The organism is Micromonospora sp. NPDC023814, from assembly GCF_040639595.1.
In the GTDB taxonomy this organism is placed as follows: domain Bacteria; phylum Actinomycetota; class Actinomycetes; order Mycobacteriales; family Micromonosporaceae; genus Micromonospora.
In genome coordinates this window covers 30,349-48,901 of the sequence record NZ_JBFAAF010000020.1, presented here as the reverse complement: position 1 = coordinate 48,901, position 18,553 = coordinate 30,349, and the positions used below count along the sequence as shown (strand labels likewise).

The 18,553-nt window shown below is 73.5% G+C and carries 11 protein-coding genes; 5 read left to right on the top strand and 6 right to left on the bottom strand.

What is annotated here, in order from left to right:
• Positions 1 to 72: 72 nt before the first annotated feature.
• Positions 73 to 1,038, bottom strand: coding sequence for an iron-siderophore ABC transporter substrate-binding protein (locus AB0G14_RS13580; RefSeq protein WP_357696997.1), 966 nt, complete (start codon positions 1,036 to 1,038; stop codon positions 73 to 75).
• A 199-nt stretch (positions 1,039 to 1,237) separates the two neighbouring features.
• Between AB0G14_RS13580 and AB0G14_RS13575 the strand changes: the two genes are divergently transcribed.
• From AB0G14_RS13575 to AB0G14_RS13565, 3 genes are read left to right on the top strand one after another with little or no spacing between them, the layout of a single operon-like run.
• Positions 1,238 to 2,200, top strand: coding sequence for an iron ABC transporter permease (locus AB0G14_RS13575; protein WP_357696995.1), 963 nt, complete (start codon positions 1,238 to 1,240; stop codon positions 2,198 to 2,200).
• The gene (locus tag AB0G14_RS13570) at positions 2,197 to 3,270 is read left to right on the top strand and encodes an iron ABC transporter permease (RefSeq protein WP_357696993.1); all 1,074 of its coding nucleotides are present in this window, start codon (positions 2,197 to 2,199) and stop codon (positions 3,268 to 3,270) included. The genes AB0G14_RS13575 and AB0G14_RS13570 overlap by 4 nt, the downstream gene beginning before the upstream one ends.
• 35 nt (positions 3,271 to 3,305) lie before the next feature.
• Complete coding sequence (locus AB0G14_RS13565) at positions 3,306 to 4,064, top strand: ABC transporter ATP-binding protein (protein WP_357697106.1); 759 nt, start codon at positions 3,306 to 3,308, stop codon at positions 4,062 to 4,064.
• Here AB0G14_RS13565 and AB0G14_RS13560 read toward each other — a convergent pair.
• Both AB0G14_RS13560 and AB0G14_RS13555 read right to left on the bottom strand, forming a co-directional pair.
• The gene (locus tag AB0G14_RS13560; protein WP_357696991.1) at positions 3,986 to 4,525 is read right to left on the bottom strand and encodes a MarR family winged helix-turn-helix transcriptional regulator; all 540 of its coding nucleotides are present in this window, start codon (positions 4,523 to 4,525) and stop codon (positions 3,986 to 3,988) included. The two genes, AB0G14_RS13565 and AB0G14_RS13560, sit on opposite strands and share 79 nt — an antisense overlap.
• 230 nt (positions 4,526 to 4,755) lie before the next feature.
• Positions 4,756 to 14,427, bottom strand: a complete 9,672-nt coding sequence (locus AB0G14_RS13555; RefSeq protein WP_357696989.1) for a calcium-binding protein — start codon at positions 14,425 to 14,427, stop codon at positions 4,756 to 4,758.
• Positions 14,428 to 14,731: 304 nt separating this feature from the next.
• Here AB0G14_RS13555 and AB0G14_RS13550 point away from each other — a divergent pair, with 304 nt between their 5' ends.
• Both AB0G14_RS13550 and AB0G14_RS13545 read left to right on the top strand, forming a co-directional pair.
• Positions 14,732 to 15,607 carry an alpha/beta hydrolase gene (locus tag AB0G14_RS13550; protein ID WP_357696987.1) on the top strand — a complete coding sequence of 292 codons (876 nt, stop codon included), beginning with the start codon at positions 14,732 to 14,734 and terminating at the stop codon, positions 15,605 to 15,607.
• Between the two features lie 71 nt (positions 15,608 to 15,678).
• A complete protein-coding gene (locus AB0G14_RS13545; protein ID WP_350704311.1) occupies positions 15,679 to 16,014 on the top strand; it encodes a YnfA family protein in 336 nt (111 codons plus the stop codon).
• Positions 16,015 to 16,113: 99 nt separating this feature from the next.
• On the opposite strand, the gene AB0G14_RS13540 is transcribed toward AB0G14_RS13545, so the two are convergent.
• The 3 genes from AB0G14_RS13540 to AB0G14_RS13530 form a co-directional block, all read right to left on the bottom strand.
• A complete protein-coding gene (locus tag AB0G14_RS13540; protein WP_357696984.1) occupies positions 16,114 to 16,878 on the bottom strand; it encodes a hypothetical protein in 765 nt (254 codons plus the stop codon).
• A 63-nt stretch (positions 16,879 to 16,941) separates the two neighbouring features.
• Positions 16,942 to 17,205, bottom strand: coding sequence for a helix-turn-helix domain-containing protein (locus AB0G14_RS13535; RefSeq protein WP_357697104.1), 264 nt, complete (start codon positions 17,203 to 17,205; stop codon positions 16,942 to 16,944).
• Positions 17,206 to 17,517: 312 nt separating this feature from the next.
• Positions 17,518 to 18,516 (bottom strand): helix-turn-helix domain-containing protein, encoded by a 999-nt coding sequence (locus AB0G14_RS13530; RefSeq protein ID WP_357696982.1) that lies wholly within the window; start codon positions 18,514 to 18,516, stop codon positions 17,518 to 17,520.
• Positions 18,517 to 18,553: the final 37 nt, after the last annotated feature.

Genomic DNA, 18,553 nt, shown 5'->3' with positions numbered 1-18,553 from the left:
CCGTCCACCCCGGCGGGCGGTGCCGACCGGCGCCGCGGATCCGTCCGGTGCCGGAGATCCGTCCGACGGGGATCAGGCGGCGGCGCGGAGCCGCTCGATGTCGTCGAGCACCTTGCCGGCGGCGATGGGTCCGGCCCCGCTGCTCCACACGCTGCCGTCGACGGCCGCGACCCGGTCGTTGCGGGCGGCTTCGAGGCGGGCGAACGCGGGCTGCGCCCTGGCCGCCGCGAGGGCCTTCTCGCCGTCGGCGTTGAGGGTGGCGACGTAGATGAAGTCGGCGTCGAGCTGGCCGAGGTTCTCCAGGCTGAGCGGGTCGGTGTGCGGCTTGTCGGTGAAGTCGGCGGCCGCCGGCAGGGTGTCGCCGGTCAGCTCGACCAGCCGTCCGGCCATCAGGGACGAGGACATGATGAGCGGGCCGGTGGGCATCCACCGGACGACGGCGGCGGTGCCGGCGCCGGTCCGCTTGGCCGCGAGGTGCCTGGCGCGCTGCTCGATGTCGGCGAGGAGCTTGTCGCCCTCGGCCTGTTTGCCGAGCGCGGTGGCGATGGTACGGGTCTCGCTCTCCCAGTTCCCGAACGCCTGCGGTTTCGGGACGACGGTCGGCGCGATCGCCTTGAGCGCGTCGTACTGCTCCTGGGTCGTGCTGGACGCGGCCAGCACGAGGTCGGGCTCGGCCCCGACGACAGCCTCCAGGTTGATCTCCCGCACGGTGCCGACCAGCGTGATGCCGGGGACCCGGTCGGCCAGGTAGGCGGACACGCCCGTGCCGCCCCGGCTCGACAGTGTCCCGACCGGCACGACGCCCAGCGCGAGCGCGCTGTCCAGGGCCGTGTCGCCCAGCGCGACGACCCGCTTGGGCGCGGCCGGCACCTGGACGGAGCCGAACGCCGTCTCCACCGTGGCTCCGGCCTGCGATCCGCCCGCCGAGGCGGGCGTCGGGTCGGACGATCCGCCGCAGGCGGTCAGCAGGATCAGCGGCAGGGCGGCGAGCCCGGCGGCGAGACGTCGTCGGGACAGGCCGGTGCGCGAGGTGCTCATGGATGGCTCCGAAGGTGCTCGAAAGAAACCTCTGTGAGGGAGGTATGGTATGCCTTACCTAACCACATCAGCCCGGCGGGGCGCGAGACAGCTCGGAGGGCACGTGGTCGTGCAGGAACGCCGGCGGGCCGTGCCCCGTCCCCCGGCACGGCAGGCGGAAACGGCAGGCCCGCCCCGGCCTCGGGTGGCGGGGATCGTCGTGCCGCTCGCCGTACTGGCGCTGGCCGTCGTCGCGTCGCTACTGTTCGGCAGCGGTCAGGTGGGCCCCGGGCGGGCGCTGCGGGCGCTCGTGGGCACGGGTGACGCCGAGGCGGCGTTCGCGGTGTGGCAACTGCGCTGGGACCGGACGGTCGTCGCCGTCGTCGTCGGAGCGGCGTTGGGCACGGCGGGCGCCGTGCTCCAGGCCGCCGCGCGCAACCCGCTCGCCGAGCCTGGTCTGTTGGGCGTCAGCGCCGGCGCGTCCACCGCCGTCGTGCTGGTCATCGCGTTCGGCGGCAGCGTCGCGACGCTCGGCCCACACGTCGCCGTACTCGGTGCCCTGCTCGGGTGCCTGGCCGCGCTCGGCGCGGCGCGGCTGCGCGGGGTCGGCAACGACCCGGTGCGGCTGGTGCTCGCCGGGGCGGCGTTGAGCGGCCTGCTGGGCTCCTTCACCTCCGTGCTGCTGCTCGTCGACCAGCGCAGCGCCGACGAGGTCCGGTTCTGGACCGTCGGCGCGGTCGCCGGCCGGGACCTCGGCGTGCTGGCGTCGGTCGTCCCGGCGCTGCTGCTCGGTGGCCTGCTGGTCCTCCTGGTGGCCCGCCCACTCGCCGCCCTCGCCCTCGGCGAGCAGGTGGCCGCCGGTCTGGGCCACCGCCCGCGGCGGGTCCGGCTCGGCGCGGTGGTCGCCGTGGCCCTGCTGGTGGGCGCGGCCACCGCCGTCGCCGGCCCGATCGCGTTCGTCGGTCTGGTGGTGCCCTTCGCCGCCCGGGCGCTGGTGGGGCCGGACCTGCGTCGCGTGCTGGTGCCGTCGCTGCTGCTGGGGCCGGCCGTCGTACTGGCCGCCGACGTGCTGTCCCGGCTGCTCGTGCGGCCCTACGAGATGCCGCTCGGCGTCGTCACCGCGCTGCTCGGCGCCCCGGTCCTCGTCGCCGTGGTACGCGCCCGACGGGTGCCCGCGCTGTGAGCGCCTCCCCCGCCGCGCCGGTCACCGTCCCCGCCGGCCCGCGCGGCACCCGGCTGCTGCGGCTCGGCCGGATGTCCGTGCTGCTGCCCGTACGCGCCGCGATCGGCTGCGCCGTCCTCGTCGTGCTGCTCACGCTGGCCGTCGGCGCCGCCCTGGCGGTCGGCACGGTGTCCATGGGTCCACTGCGGTCGCTGCCCGCCATCGCGGGCGTCGGCGACCCTGCCGACGTCCTCGTCGTGCAGCGGCTCCGGCTGCCGCGCCTGGTCGCCGGACTGCTGGTCGGTGCCGCGCTCGGCGCCTCCGGGTGCCTCATGCAGACCCTGGCGCGCAACCGGCTCGCCACCCCCGGCACGGTCGGCATCGACGACGGGGCCACCGCGTTCGCCGTCGCCTCCGTCGTCGGCGTCGCCACCACGTACGCGCCCTCGGGCATGGCGCTCGTCGGCGCAGCCACCGCGGCCGCGCTGGCCCTGGGGCTCGCCGGCGGCGCCGGAACCTCCGGCTACCGGTTCGTCGTGGTGGGACTCGGCGTGGGGGCGGTGCTCGGCGCGGTGACCAACCTGATGCTCGTCCGCGCGCCGATCGACGCCGCCAACGCCGCGTTCACCTGGTCGGTCGGCACGCTGAACGCCCGGCCCGCCGTGCCGGTCACCCTGCTCGCCGTCGGCCTCCTGCTGTGCCTGCCGGCCGGGATGCTGGTGGGCCGGCAGCTCGCGGCCCTGCGGTTCCCGGACACGGTGGCCGCCGGGCTCGGCGTGCGGGTCCGCGTCGTCCGACTCACCGCGCTGGCGGTCTGCGTGACGTGCGCGGGGCTGGCGGTCGCCGTCGGCGGCCCCCTCGGCCTCGTCGCGCTCGTCGCCCCCGAGGCCGCACGCCGCGTCTGCGGCCCGCGCGGCGTCCCCGTCCTCGGCAGCGCCCTCGCCGGCGCCGCACTGGTGCTACTCGCCGACACCCTCGGGCGCACGGTCGCCGCCCCGGTCGAGGTGCCGGTCGGGCTCGTCACCGCCGTCGTCGGCGGCCCCTACCTCATCTGGCTCCTGCTCAGCTCACGCCCCCGGAGAGTCCCGTGACCGAACCCGCCGCCGCCGTCCTGCACGCCGACGACCTGACCCTGGCGTACGAGCGCACCGTCGTCGTCGACGCCGTACGGCTGACCCTGCCGCCCGGTCGCCTCACCGCCGTCGTCGGGCCGAACGGCTGCGGCAAGAGCACGCTGCTCGGCGGGCTCAGCCGGCAGCACCGGCCGAAGGGCGGCGCCGTCCTGCTCGACGGGCGCGTGCTGGCGAAGCTGCCGGCCCGCGAGGCGGCCCGCGCGATCGGCCTGCTGCCGCAGTCGGCCGAGGCCCCGGACGGGCTCACCGTGACCGACCTCGTGCGTTTCGGTCGGCAGCCGCACCAGGGGTTGCTGCGGCAGTGGTCCGCGCAGGACCAGGAGGCCGTGCACCGGGCGCTCGCCGCCGCCAACGTCGCCGACCTGGCAGACCGGCCCCTGGAGACCCTGTCGGGTGGGCAGCGGCAGCGGGCCTGGATCGCGATGGCGGTCGCGCAGGACACCCCCGTACTGCTGCTCGACGAACCCACCGCGGCGCTCGACCTGGGTCACCAGCTCGAGGTCTTCGAGCTGCTCCGTGAGCTGGCCGCCGCCGGTCGCACGGTCGTGGTCGTGGTCCACGACCTGACCTCGGCCTGCCGCTACGCCGACCACCTCGTGGCCATGCACGCGGGCCGGGTGGTCGCCGAGGGCGCGCCGGACGCGATCGTCACCACCGAGCTGGTGCGGCGGCTCTACGGGGTCGAGTCCGCCGTGCTGCGCGACCCGGCCACCGACTGCCCGGTCGTGGTGCCCCTGCGGCTGGCGTCCTGACCGGCCGCTGCCTCCAGGACGGCCAGCAGTCGGCGGACCGCCGGCACGGCCTGCCCGATCGCCCGGCGGTCGGCGTCGTCGAGGCGCAGCAGCGCCGCCGACAGCACCTCCTCCCGGGCGGCTCCCCACGACGCCAGTCGCTCGACGGCCGCCGGCGTGAGCCGCAGCCGCGCGGCGCGGCGGTCCGCCTCGTCGCGCTCCCGGACCAGCAGGCCCGCGCCGACCAGCTCGCCGACGATGGTCGACACCGTGTTCGGCACCAGTTGGAGGCGCTCGGCCACCGACCGGATGCCGACACCAGGGTTCGCCTCGACGGTCCGCAGGACCTCGACCTGCGCCTCGGCCAGCCTCGGCACGTCCACCTGCCGACGCACCGCCCGGCGAGCGGCTCGGGCGACCGCGCCGAACACGGGTAGCTGGCGGGCCAACGACACAGCGTCGTCGCCGTGCGAGCCGGTCACGAACGGGTCGCCCGTTCTGGCGCGCGCCCGGCGAGGGACGCGGGATGACGATGCACGGGGCGACCCTACCGACATCGCGCTGACGATGCCTGCCGCGGCGCGGACGGAAGCGCCGGTGTCGGCCCTGAAGGAACGGCGGCGACGACGGATCGGCCGGCCGGCCCAAGGACCGGCGACGAGCGGGGCCCGACCCTCCCGTGGGAGAGCCGGGCCCCGATCCGATCGGACGGTCAGTCCGTGCAGGACGGCTGGTCGAAGTGCCCCGGGGTGCCGGGGAACGCCACTCCGGCGCCCTGCTCCCGGTTGTCGCGCGGGTAGACGTACGACAACTCGAGGAACGCCGAGGTGCCGGCCGTGGTCACGTCGGTCGCGCTTCGGCCGGCGCCGGAGGCCCAGGCCAGCCCGGTCAGGAACTCCTGCATGGCCGGGCTGTGCTGGCGGACGTCGTTGAACCCGCCGTAGGCCGAGTTGCAGTGGGTGAACAGGTTGTAGGCGCCGTTCCAGTCGAAGAGCCGGTCACCGTTGTTCGGGCCGTTCGCCGTCACGTCACCCTGCAACACGTCCCGGTCCCAGCCGCCGTACATCCAGTCGGTGCCGTGGTGGTGCTGGTTGTCGGCCACGGCGTCGTTGTCCAGGTTCGTCATCTCGAACCACAGGCACGGGTCGACGGTGCCCGACGCCAGGTCCACCGGCCAGGCCCCGGCCGCGCAGTTGTCCGGGTACGACCCGCGGGGACGGAAGTCCAGCAGGTCGGAACTGAGCACCGCGGCCACGGCCGGGCCGTCGGTCGCCCCGGCGCCGCCGAAGAGGTGGTCGACGTACTGGTCGCCCTCGCCCCGGGCGGCGGCGCTGAAGACGCCGTCCACCTGGCACTGCGGGTTGGCCGCGTCGAGCACCGGGTCGCAGCCCTTGCCGCCCCACAGCACGTCCGACCCCTCCGACCCGAACAGCTCGTCGCCGCCGCTGTCGCCGTTGGCGACGTCGTCACCGAACCCGGTGTGGATGTTGTCCGCCCCGGCCCCGCCCCGGACGCGGTCCGCCGAGCCGGCGGTCAACCCCGAGTGCGGCATCGATGCCGAGGTGGAGCTGCCGATCCAGGCGTCCCCGTCGGTGTCGTGCAGCAGATCCACGCGCCGGTCGTAGGTGCCGGCCCGGAATCCGGTGTACGTCTCCTGCGGCACCGACGACAGCGTGGTGGTGAAGCCCAGCGCCGCCACGTCGTCGGGGTTGAGGTACTGGCTCACCACGCCGCCCCGGTCGCCGAGGACGGCGTCCCGGCCGTCGTCGCCGTACAGGGTGTCGGCGCCGAGCTCACCGAGGAGGTCGTCGTCGCCGTCGCCGCCGCGGATCGTGTCGTCGCCGTCCTGGCCCCAGACGCCGTCGTTGCCGGCGTCGCCGTAGAGCTGGTCGCCGCCGAACGCGCCGGCCGGCTCGCAGGTGGCCTGGGCGGTGGTGCAGAACCGGGTGGACGGGCCGGGCAGGGCCGGATCGTGGGTACGGGCCCGGGTGGCGTCGGCCGGCACGGCGCCGGTCGGGTACCGCTCGGTGTAGACCCGCTCGGTCGGGCCGCCCTGGACCAGGGTCACGGTCCGCAGCAGCGACCCGTTGTCGCCGAGGAGCACGTCGTCGGCGCCGTTGCCCTCCACCACGTCCCCGGTGTCCCGGAAGCCCGGGGCCGAGCTGCCGCCGATCAGGTCGTCCTGGCCGGCCGGCGCGCCGGCGCCGACGAGGTCGGCCACGGCCGCCGGGTCGCCCGGCCAGCCCGGGTCGGGCAGCGGGGCGACCGTGGCCCGTCCCGCCGCGCCGAGGGCGCTGTCCCCACGCAGGACGTCCGCCCCGCCGTTGCCCTCCAGGTAGTCGCCGTCGCCGTCACCGGTCAGGGCGTCGTCGCCGTCCTGGCCCCAGAGCGTGTCGACGCCGTCGCCGCCGCTGATCCGGTCGTCGCCGTACCGGCCGGCGGTGGCCGCCGCCCGGTCCAGCAGCACCACGATCCGCAGGCCGAAGAGGGTGCCGCCGGCACCGACCCGGACGGTCGCCGAGGTGGGCTGCTCGCCGGCGAGCGGGCGCAGCACTGCGCCGTTGTCGCCGATGACGGCGTCGGACCCGGGGCCACCGAAGACCGCGTCGGCGGTGTCCGGCTGGCCCGTGGTGGCCGCCCCGGTTCTGTCGTACGCGGTGCTGGAACCGCCCACGAGGTCGTCGTCGCCGTGGTTGCCCTCGACCCAGTCGGCGCCGGGGCCGCCCTCGGCGAAGTCGGCGCCGCCGTCGGCGTGCACCCGGTCGGGCCCGCCCTGGCCGAAGATGACGTCGTCGGAGTCCCCACCGAAGATCAGGTCGCCGCCGCTGGTACCGGCCGCCGGGGCGAGCCCGAGGTCGAGCAGGGTCACCTTGCGCGGCGGGCCGGCCCGGCCCTGGGTCACCCGGGTCGCGTCGGCGTCCGCCGGCGCGAAGCGGGCGTTGTCCCCGGCGATCAGGTCGCTGTCGCCGTCACCGTGGAGCTGGTCGCCGACGTCGGGCCGGCCCGTGCCGGCAACCGGCTCCTGGCCGGAGCCACCGACGATCTCGTCCCGGCCGTGGTCGCCGTGGACCAGGTCGGCGCCGTTGTTGCCCTCCAGTTGGTCGTGCCCGACGTCGCCGTTGATCCGGTCGTCGCCGAGCCCGCCGTAGGCGAGGTCGTCGTCCCCGCCGCCGGAGATCACGTCCCCGGCGCCGGCCCCGGCCGCGTCGCCGGCCAGGTCCAGCGGGTAGGGCCCGACGTCGCCGACGCGCGGGGTGCCGTTGTCGCCGACGATCCGGTCCGGCCCCTCCTCGCCGTAGAGGCGGTCTCCGCCGTCGGCCGCGCCGGCGGTGCGCCCACCGCCGTAGAGCACGTCGCCGTCCCGGCCGCCGAAGACCTGGTCGCCGCCGGCGTTGCCCTCGGCGGTGTCCGCGCCGGTGCCGCCGAAGAGGCCGTCGTCGCCGGCGTTGCCGAAGAGCAGGTCGTCGCCGTCGTCGCCGTGCAGCTGGTCGACGCCCGCCGCGCCCCAGGCCCGGTCGGCGCCGCCGCCGAGGTGCAGGGTGTCGTCGCCGAGCTGGCCGCAGGCGCGGTCGTCGCCGCCGCCGAGGTCGGCCCGGTCGTTGCCGCCACCGGCCGAGACCACCTCGACCCCGGCGCCGCCGAGGACGAGGTCGGCGGCGCCCTGGTCGGCGGGGGCCGGCTGGGCGTCGGCGAGGGTGGCGTCGGCGCAGGTCTCGGCGGGCAGGTGCCGGTCGCCGAAGAGGGTCGCGCCGCCGTCGCCGCCGATCACGTGGTCGCTGCCGAGTCCGCCGACGAGCAGCTTGGTCTGCGACTGCGTGCCCGCGGGCAGCGGCTCGTGGGTGACCTGGCGGAACGGACCGTAGCCGTCCGACCCGTCCGGCTCGCCGACCTGGGAGGGCTCGGCGATCACGTAGTCCTCGTCGGGGCCGCCGAACAGCTCGTCGGTGCCGTAGCCGCCGACCAGCACGTCGTCGCCGCCGTAGCCGTAGACGCGGCCGGTCTGGCCGTTGGCCGAGTGCGAGACGACCAGGTCCACGCCGGCGCTGCCGTGCACGGCGTCCTGGCCGGCGCCGGTGTCGACCTGGTTGACCAGCCCGGCGTCGCCGGTGCCGGCCTGGTCCGCGTCGGCGGGGACGTCGGTGTCGTACGTGTGGATGGTGTCGTCGCCCCGGCCGCCGTTGACGGTGTCCGCGCCGGGTCCGCCGACCAGCGTGTTCCCGCCGTTGGGCCGGTCGTCGAGGAGCACGCCGAGCACGTCGTCGCCGCCGTTGCCGTGGACGGTGCTGGCGCCGTGCCCGACGGTGACGTGGTCGTCCGCGCCGGCGTGGTCGCCGGTGGGGGCGTCCAGGGTTGTCCAGTCGACCAGCCCGTTGAGGGTCTTGTCGCCGGCCCCGGTGCGCACGGTGGTGGCGCCCCGGTCGGTGCCGCCGAGGCCGCTGTCGCCGGCGACCACGTTGTCGCCGTCGCCGGTGGTGATGCTGTCGTTCCCGGCGCCGCCGGCGACCCGGCTGATCGTGCCGGCCGCCTCGGCGGTGACGATCACGTCGTCGCCGCCGCGGCCGTCCACGTACGCCGGCCCGGTCCCGGTGCGGATCCGGTCCTTGCCGTCGGAGCCGAGCACCACCGCGGTCTTGTCGAACGCGGAGGTCCTCGTGCCGTCGCCGCTGGTGTCGCCGTCACCGAGGAGCAGCACCGACAGGGACGTCTTGTCCGGGTCGGCGACCTCGTAGCCGCGCCCGTCTACGACCACCCGGGTCAGGGCCGGGTCGAGGAACTCCTGCCGGCGGCCCAGGGCCTCCACCGCGAAGCCGTCGAAGTCGTCCGTGGCGCCCGGGGTGTCCGCGTCGGCGTAGTGCAGCGCGTACACCTTGACCACGTCACCGGCGTAGGTGTCGGCGCCGTTGTCCCACGCCTTGTCGCCGCGCTGGTCCTTGGTGCCGAACTTGCCGGCGAAGACGACCAGGGTGTCCCCGACGGTGCCGGCGAGTTCCGGTGGCGGCGGGGAGCAGTCCGGTTGGGCCCGGAAGTCGAGCAGGGTCGCGTCGACCAGGGTGAAGGCGAATTTCTTCTTGAACAGGAACAGGTCGATGGTGACGTAGACCCGCAGGAAGACCGAAAGCCGCCCGCTGGTGGTGAACAGGCAGATCGGGTTGACCAGGAGCGCCTGGAGGAACTCGCTGGTGCGGAACTTCCCGTCGTTGTTCGGGTCGTTCCAGCTGAAGCCGACGGTGAGCTGGATGCCGCCCTCGATGCCGACCTTGACGATCAGCACGCTCACTTCGGCCCCGGCGGCGATCTCACCGCGCAGGGTGACCACCGGGACGGGCTTGCCGCTGCTGTCGGCGGTCTTGAAGTACAGCCCGTCGAGCAGGCTCACCGCGTCGACGGCCGTGCCGTCGGTGGCCGCCTCGACGGCATGCCGGATGCCGGCGGTGTCCAGGCCGGCGATGAACCGGGCGGTCACCGAGGCACTGCCGGACAGCGTGACGAAGACCGGCGGCGGCGCGTAGACCGGGCCGAACGACTGCCGCCAGCTGAAGCCCAGCGCCAGCGGTCCCGAGTCGAAGCTGATCAGCTCGACGTCCTGGCCGAGCAGCAGCCCGAACAGCGAGCCCGGGTTGTCGAAGATCGGGAAGCTGAAGCCCGTCTTCTGGGCGTTGCTCTTGCCGTCGGCGGCCGGGGTGAACAGCTTCTCGCCGTCGTCGCCCGCGGCGTCGTCGACGCGCGCCTTCACCTGGGCGCCGGAGGCCGGGTTGTACTCGGAGGTGCGGTCGATCAGGCTCTCGGCCGAGGCCGGCGAGACCTCCGTGGTCAGCGCCTTGTCGCTGTCCATCTTGAACCCGCCGAGCGGGATGGAGCAGCCGGAGTCGCAGTCGGGTATCCGGTTGATGAACCTGACCACGGCGCGGACGGTGTCGATGAAGTCGAGCTTCGGACCGCCGTTGAGGGTGCTGAAGGTCTTGGCGAGCCAGACCAGGGTGATGTCGGGGCCGCCGGTGGCCTTCGACAGGTCCGACAGCACCGGGATCGGCGCGTACAGGGTGTCGATGACCGGCTGCAGCGGCCCGGTGACGGCCTTGAGCTTCTCCACCACCGGCTTGAGGATCTTGTCGAAGAAGGCGCCGGCGTCCAGGGCGATGTCGGTGAACGTCACCTTCAGTGGCGTGGTGACGCCGTCGCCCGTGGCGGTGAGCCCGCCCCGCTTGTGCGTCAGGCCCCACTGCAGGCCGAAGGTGGCGCTGATGCCCGGCAGCGCGGAGTCCTCGCCACCGGTGTCCACCGCCGCCGCCAGCTTCCAGTCGATCTTGACCTCGGCGGTGAGGTCGGTGGCGAGCAGCGAACCCAGGTCGGCGAACTCGGCCAGGGTCAGCCGGTCGTCCGGGTTGGCCGTGCAGTCGGCGATGACGGTGGGGTCGAAGCAGCTCTTCTCCCCCGGCGAACCCTTCAGGTCGATGCCGAAGTACGCCTTCACCAGCGGGTCGGTGGCCCGCTTCGTCGCCTTCACCTGGATGAAGGCGAGCTGGGCGGCGAGGTCGCCGGTCATGTCGAACTGGGCGCCGACCTGCACCTCCGGCGAGGTGTCCCCGTCGTGGGTGGGGACGTAGAAGCCCTCGTCCCGGTCCAGGACCAGGTCCAGGTGCAGCTTCCAGCCCAGCTTGGCCTGGATGCCGTCCGGGGCGCCCTTCTTCGCCTTCAGCGACAGGCCGGGGATGCCCAGGTCGAGCGGCACGTTGAGCTTGAGGCACTCGTCGGACGCGCTGGCGTCCTTGCACCCGTCGGCTGCGGAGGGCGCGCCCTTGGAGGTGGTGAGCTTGATCCGGATCGCCTGGAAGTCCTCGGGCGCGCAGGGCGCCGTGACGCCGCTGCGGCAGCTGACCACCGCGCTCACGCCCGGGTCCAGGTCGGCGAGCACCTCGTTGAGGGCCGCCTGCACACCCGCGCTGTCGAGCGTGGCGTTGGCCAGCACCGGCCCGATCGCGGCCTTGACGTCCTCGCGCAGTTGCGCGACGAACCGCTGGCCCTGCTGCAGGTCGTCGCCGACCAGGGGCAGCTTGCCGTCGAAGCTGGCCAGCCGCAGCGCCTCCTCGACCTTGGCCAGGTACCCGTCGATCCCGACGTTGAAGTCTGTGAGCTTGAGCGACAGGTTGGCGAAGCAGGAGTCGAGGTTCGGGGTGCCGGCCGTGGGCGTCAGGTCCAGGCCGACGGTGAAGGTGAGCAGGTTGGTGTCGTCGGCCGGGTCGCAGTTGTTGACGAACAGCGGCGCCTTCGCGCAGAGCGGCACGTCCGTGCCGCCGACCCCGTCGCCGCAGTCGACGCCGGCGGTGGTGAACTTCGGCGTCAGCCCGAGCAAGCCGGTGATCGGCCCGTCCTCGCTCAGGCCGTCGAGGCCGACGCTCAGGTTGGCCTTCACGGTGGCGAAGTCCGGGTCCTTGCCGAGGTCCAGGGCGAGCGGCCCGACCCGCGCCGCGATCGCCGCGTCGGTGACCCCGCCCGCGACGGTGACGCTGGCCGAGGAGCTGTGGTCCAGCAGCGGCGCGGCGTTCAGCCGCAGGGGCAGCAGCAGGCCGAGTTGGGCCCGGGCGTCGACGTCGACCGCGAACGTGCCGGAGCTGTCCAGGGTGATCAGTTCGCGGTGGGCGTCCCAGGCGAAGTTGAGCGGCCCACCGGTGTGGAACTTGCGCTTCCAGTCCAGCCCGAGCCGCAGGAACGGCCCGCCCGCGCGCTCGTCCAGCGTGAGGCTGATCCCGCTGCCCTCGCCGATGGCCCCGTTGAGCATGTCCAGGGCGTCCTGGAGGTTGTCGGGGGGCGAGGCGAGCAGCCGGTCCAGCGCGTCGGCCAGCTCCGGGCGCAGGGCGTACGCGGTGCCGTCGGCCGGCTTCGGCGTACCGGCCGCCTCGACGCGCAGGGTCTGCCCGTCGATCTGCTTCAGTACCCGGTACGCCTTGCTGCCGATCACGACCGTCCGGCCCTCGAGCCGGGCGTCGAAGCCGGAGTCGCCGTCGCGGGAGGCGTCCTTGAGGAGGAAGTTCGCCCCGTCGGCGACGAACGTGATGTCCTTGCCGACGCCGCTCTCGTCGGCGCCGAGCAGCTGCCGAGCGGAGCGGCCGAGCAGCGGGATCTCCTTGTCCAGCGGGCCGCTGCCGCCGCCGGGCTGGGACAGCGCGGCGTTGATCAGCCGCAGCGCCTCGACGACGACCGCGAAGAGCGCCTTCGGGTCGTCGGGGTTGAAGTCGACGGCGAACAGCCCGGAAAGCGCCGAGGTGTCCACCACCGGCTGCCCACCGGCCGTCCAGCTCACGTCGACGCCGATGCCCTCGCCGAGGGCGCCGGTGGCGCCGGGCACGCTGACCGTGACCCGGCCGGTGGTCTTCACCGACGACGACACGGCCAGCAGGTTCCCCGGGTCGGACTTCAACCGCTCGAAGAGCGTGCCGAGGCTGATCTCCTGCGCCTGCTTGAAGCTGACCTGGAGCATCCGCTCGCCGGCGGCGGCCGGTCCGACGGCGAGGTCGCCGGCCAGCTTGACGTTGAGGAAGCCGGCGGTGGCGAAGAAGTCCACCCCGGTGGTGATCGGGAAGTCGGCGGCGAACAGCGGCGTCGTCGGGTCGGTGCGCAGCAGCACCCGGTCGACGTTGGCCTTCGGGTCGGTGATGCCGTCGCGCAGGTCGAGCACGAGCGTGACGGACGCGCTGTAGCGGGGCTTGACCTTGGCGAAGCTGGCCTGCGCGTTCGCCGCCCGCAGGCCGACCTTTTTGTCGCCGCCGACCGGCTTGGCGAGCGTGCCGGCCAGCTCGACGGCGCCGATGTTCGGGCTGGAGCCGCTGATCACCCACACGCTGTCGTTCGGCGGCTGCCCGCCGATCCAGTCCTGGGTGAGGGTGACGGAGTTGGCGGTGTTGGCGGCGACGGTGCCGGCGGAGGTACCGGCAACCACCCGCTGGCCGACCAGTTGGCCGGGCGTGAACCGGCTGCCGCTGACGCTGAAGCCCTTGGCGGTGAAGGTCGCCCCGCGCCCGGACAGCTCCGCGGCACCCGGGTCGAGCGGAACCTCCACCGTGGACTCACGCTCCAGCTTGACCCGGAACACCAGCTTGTCGTTGTCGAAGGAGAGGTTGTCCACCGGCAGCCCCTCGGCGGCGAGCAGGGCGAGCAACTGCTGGATGGAGCTGAACTTCGGCTGCCCGGCCAGGGCCGGATCGTCGGAGTCCGGGTCGAACTGCGGGTCGTCCGGCCGCGGGTGGACGTACTTGCGGAGGAAGTCGGTGAGCTTCTCGTTGACCTTCACCGCGTCGGCGAACGTGCCGCGCAGGAAGGGCAGGTTGAGGTTGCCGGCCGGGCCGCTCTGTTGCATGCCGCTGAGCAGGGTGGCGAGCTGCGCGAGCCCGGAGGCCAGGTCCAGCGGGCTCATGTTGCGGAACTTGGCGATCGTCTCGTCCAGGCCGGTGGTGGTCACCGTGGGGGTGCCGACGGAGATGTCGTTCCAGTCGACGTTCACGGTCGCCGCCACGGCGGGCAGCGCGAAGGGCGCGCCGGAGACGGCCGCGCCGAGCTTGACCACGCCGTGCACCGAGCCGGGGCCGGGCTCGGTCTCGGTGTCGGAGATCTTCCCACCGCCGGAGTTGTCGAGGGCCACCTGCACCAGGCCGGCGAGGGAGCCGGCCGCGCCGAGTTCGCCGGTGTTCGCGCCGGCGGCCGTGTCGAAGGTGAGCCGGCCGTCGCCGTTGGGGTCGGTCACGGTGACCTTGAGGTGGGTACGCGCGGTGAGGGTGCTGCCGGCGGTCAGCGTGACCCCGAGGATGCCGACCGAGGCGGTGGCCTGGTCGAGGTCGGCGCGCAGCCGCGCCGCCGCGTCGATGTCGATGCGCGGGGTGTCCCCGTTGCGCACCAGGTAGGTCTCCCCGGCGGCGGTGTGCCGGGCCCGCAGGTGGAGGGTGGCCCAGCCGGTGACGCTGACCGCCTTGTCCAGCGTCACCCCGGCCAGGGTGAGGTCCTTGTCGACCACTTCGCGCTTCGTGGTCAGCAGCACGTCCAGCAGGTGGTCGCCGCCGCTGGTGCTCACCGAGCTGGTGAGCCGGGTGCCGCCGCCGAGGTCGACGTCGTCCTTGGTCAGGCCGCTGGCCAACGCGTCGGACGCCTTGTCCACGAGCGTGTCGGCGTCGACGAGCGCGCCGGGGCTGACGCCGAGCAACGGCAGCGGCTGGCCGAGCAGCCCCAGCTGGGACAGTCCGCCGTCGGCCCAGGTGGCCGTGCGGGACATCAGGTTCTTGAACGCGCTCTCCCACGCCTCGTCGGCCTGTGCGGGGGCCGCCGTCCACACCAACCCCATCGCGGCGGTCACCGCCGTCGCGATCGCCACGGCGAGCAGCCGTCGTAGAGCCACCATGAGCCACCTCGTTCTTCCGATGGCCGTCACCGACGGCGCTGGTCCGCGCCAGCACATCGATCGCGGGAAATGCTCACAACTCCTGTGTCGGCATGGTGACAGTGCGTCGATCCGAACGGTCGACACCGCCGGACCGGGTGGCCCGAGAAGACTGTGCTGCGGGCCGTACCGCCCGGGCCATGTCGCGCCCGTCCCCGCCGATGGAAGGCCCTGTGCCACGTCGGATCCCCGCGCTGCCCGCGCGCGGGATCGTTTTCTGGCAGCGTCAGAGGAGCCGCCCCAACCGCCCGGTGAGGAGACGATGGTGGGCCACGCCGCCGTGCACCACAGGACCGTCGACGTCGACGGGATCACGATCTTCTACCGGGAGGCCGGGCCGGCGGAGGCGCCGGTGGTGCTGCTGCCGCACGGCTATCCCGCGTCGTCGTTCCAGTTCCGTCACCTCCTGCCCGCCCTCGGCGACAGGTGGCGGACGATCGCGCCGGACCAGCCCGGCTTCGGCTACAGCGACGCACCCGACCCGGCCCGGTTCGCGTACACCTTCGACGCCCACGCCGAACTGCTCCGCCGGTTCGCCGAGACGCTGGGCCTGACCCGGTACGTCATCTACCTCCAGGACTACGGCAGCCAGTTCGGGCTGCGCCTCGCGATGTCCGCCCCCGAGCGGGTCGCCGGCCTGGTCATCCAGAACGGCGACATCTATCCCGACCAGCACGGCCCCAAGTACGAGCCGCTCAAGCAGTTCTGGCGCAGCCCCACCGACGAGGGCCGGGAGCGCCTCGCCGCGGCGGTCGGCGAGGAGGGCTTCCGCAGCGAGTTCCTGGGCGAACTGCCCGACCGGCTCAGGGACCGGGTGAGCCCCGACCTGTGGCGGCTCGCTGCGGCCTCCGCCGCCACCCCGCAGCGCCGCGCCAATCTGGTCCGCCTCCTCGCCGACCAGGGCAGCACCGTCGCCTGGTTCCCCCGTCAGCAGGCGTACCTGCGCGACCACCAGCCGCCGACGCTGATCGTCTGGGGACCGCACGACGGCTACATGCCCGAGGGTGCCACGCGCGCCTATCTGCGCGACCTGCCCGACGCGGAACTGCACCTGCTCGACGGCGGGCACTGGCTGTTGGAGACGCACCTCGACGAGGTGGTCCCACTCGTACGCGACTTCCTCGGGCGGGTCCATCCCTGACCACCGCGCGGCCGGCCCGGCGGAGTGAGGCGTCCGGCGGACCGGGAGGTGCTTCCGCTACGGTCCGACGCATGACGGTCGCCCGCTCGATCCTGCTGTTCCTGCTCGCCGCGCTCGCCGAGATCGGTGGCGCGTGGCTGGTGTGGCAGGGCTGGCGCGAGCACCGAGGGCTGCTGTGGATCGCGGCCGGAATCATCGCGCTCGGGTTCTACGGCTTCGTCGCCACCTTCCAACCCGACCCGAACTTCGGCCGCGTCCTCGCCGCCTACGGCGGCGTCTTCGTCGCCGGCTCTCTCGCCTGGGGCATGGTCGTCGACAAGTTCCGCCCCGACCGCTACGACATCATCGGCGCAGCCATCTGCCTCGTCGGCGTCGCCGTCATCATGTACGCCCCTCGCAGCGGCTGATCCCTGGCACTCCGCAACCCAAACGTTGAAGCGGAACCAGGGGTCGCTACCCCGCGACCAGCCGCAACGGTGGTCGGCACCTGCCCGTGACCGGATGGATCAACGGCTGCGTCCGGCACCGTCGGGCCGCGCGTCGCCCACCGTCGCCGTGGCAGCGTTCAGCACGGCCCGGAGCGGGGCGTGTGGAAACCCGTCGCCCGTGCCGGCGTCCGGCCCCAGCCGGGTGCTGTAGAAGGGTTCGTCGTGGCGGTCGTCCTGGTGGGCCCACAGGTTGCCGGCCTCGTCCCGCTGCCAGATGACGTTCTGACCACGGAAGTCGGCGCGTTCGAGCCAGTCGGCGCCGCACGGCCAGTAGCCCTCCCACTGCGGAGGGCGTAATGCGACGTATGCCTCGTCGACGGCGGCGACGGCCTGGTCCACGTCGTCATCGTCGAAGACGGCGGCGAATCGGCACAGCAGGGCCAGCGGAACCCCGGGGTGCTGAAGCTGCGGATCCCGCGCGGCGATCGCCCGGCAGATCAGGTCGAGTTCGGACCAGCGCAACGCGTACGGGTGCCAGTGTGCGAGATCGTCCCATCCGAGCTCGGCCGGCTCGGCCGAGTCAGGGGTGGTGACCTCCAGGCTGTAGGAGTCGACCGAGGCATCCATGCTCAGGACGACGTGGTGGCCATCGCCGACCTCGAAGGCCACGTCGAGCGACGAGTCGGCGGCGTCCTCATCCGCATCGTCATCATCGTCGTCGTCCAGCAGGCCTTCGAGGTCACCGAGCCGATCCGCCCCGGGTCCCTCCTCGTGGGCGAAGGTGTACCGCGCCCAGAACACCGGATCGCGCAATGACTCTTGCAACACTGATGGAGCCGTCACCAAGGGGACTATAGGGACCGTACGAGCGGCATCCCGAACGGGGTCAGCGGCGTGGTGGGCTGGTCAGCGGCTGCCATGAGGGGGCGGCTGGTCGTGCGCGCCAGCGGGAGAGGTTTGGCGAGGGGCCTGTCCCGGGGGCGGCTGACCGCTCGCTGCCGGGGATTGTGCGAGCGTGCGGTGCTTGCCGGGGCTCACGCCGTGGATCCGTTTGAAGGCCGCGCTGAAGCCGAAGGCGTCCGCGTACCCGAGCCGGCGCGCCACGGCGGCGACCGTCTCGGTGGTCTCGGCCAGCATGTCGGCGGCGAGTGTCATTCGCCAGTCGGTCAGGTAGGTCAGTGGTTACTCGACGGCCGATGCGACGGCGCTCAACGCCATGTTCGCGGGAGTGCGCGCCGGGTATCTCGCCGAGCCGACCGACGCGGTGCGGCGACTCCTCGGACGCGACCCGATCGACTTCGACACCTACGCCGCGAGGGCTGCCGCGGCCGGCGCATGGTCGTGACGCAGCCGGGACAGCAGCCGATCTAGCTAGTACGCCAGCCCGGGACCGCCCGTGGGACGACGCCCGTCGACACAGCGATCCCGGGCTGCCTCCTGCTGACGACATCTGGAGCCCGGTAGGACCGGTTGTCGTGCGCGCTAGTCTCCCACCGGCGCCGCGCGGAACGTTCGCCGATAGGCACGCGGCGACACCCCGGTGGCGGCCAACAGGTGCTGCCGGAGCGAACCACCCGATCCGAACCCGGCCTGCTCCGCGATCCTGTCCACCGGGAGGTCCGTGCTCTCGAGCAGTTCCCGGGCGCGTTCGACCCGCTGCTGGGTGAGCCAGGTCATCGGGCTTACCCCCACTTCGTCCTGGAACCGCCTGCTGAACGTCCGCACGCTCATGTTCGACCGGGCGGCGAGCTCAGCCAGGACCAGCGGGCGATGAAGGTGTTCGAGCGCCCACGCTCGGGCCGGTGCCGTCGTCGTCGTGTCCGCTTCGACCACGGGCCGCCGGATGTACTGGGCCTGACCCCCGTCGCGCCAGGGTGGGACGACGCAGGAACGCGCCGCCTCGTTGGCGATCTCACTGCCGTGGTCCCGTCGGATCACGTGCAGACACAGATCGATTCCCGCCGAGACGCCCGCCGAGGTGAGAACGCTACCGTCGTCGATGAAGAGAACATCGGCATCGACCATGAGGTCCGGGTAGAGGCTCTGAAGGTGGTCGGACTCACGCCAGTGAGTGGCCACCCGTCGGCCGTCGAGGATGCCCGCCGCCGCCAGGACGAAGGAACCCGTACAGATCGCCATCACGCGCGCGCCGGGGCGGACAAGCCCCAGCGCGTCACGCAGCGGCGCAGGAAGTGCCTTCTCTTCGCCCCACTCCCGCCCGCTCGCGGAGGGAGGGATCACCACGGTGTCCGCCTGGGCCAGCGCCGTGTGGTCGTGGTCCACGGCGATCGCGAAGTCGGCCGACGTGTCGACGGGGCCGCCGTCGAGCGAGCAGGTGGTCACCGAGTACAGCGGCTTGCCGTCGGAGTCGAGGGCGGCACCGAAGAGCCGCGAGGGGATGGCCAGCTCGAAGGGGACGACGCCGGGAAGCGCGAGCACAACGACGCGATGCATGGCCAGATCCTGACACATGTTGTCCATCTGGCCACTGTAGGGCCCTGCCCCTCCGGAGATGCTG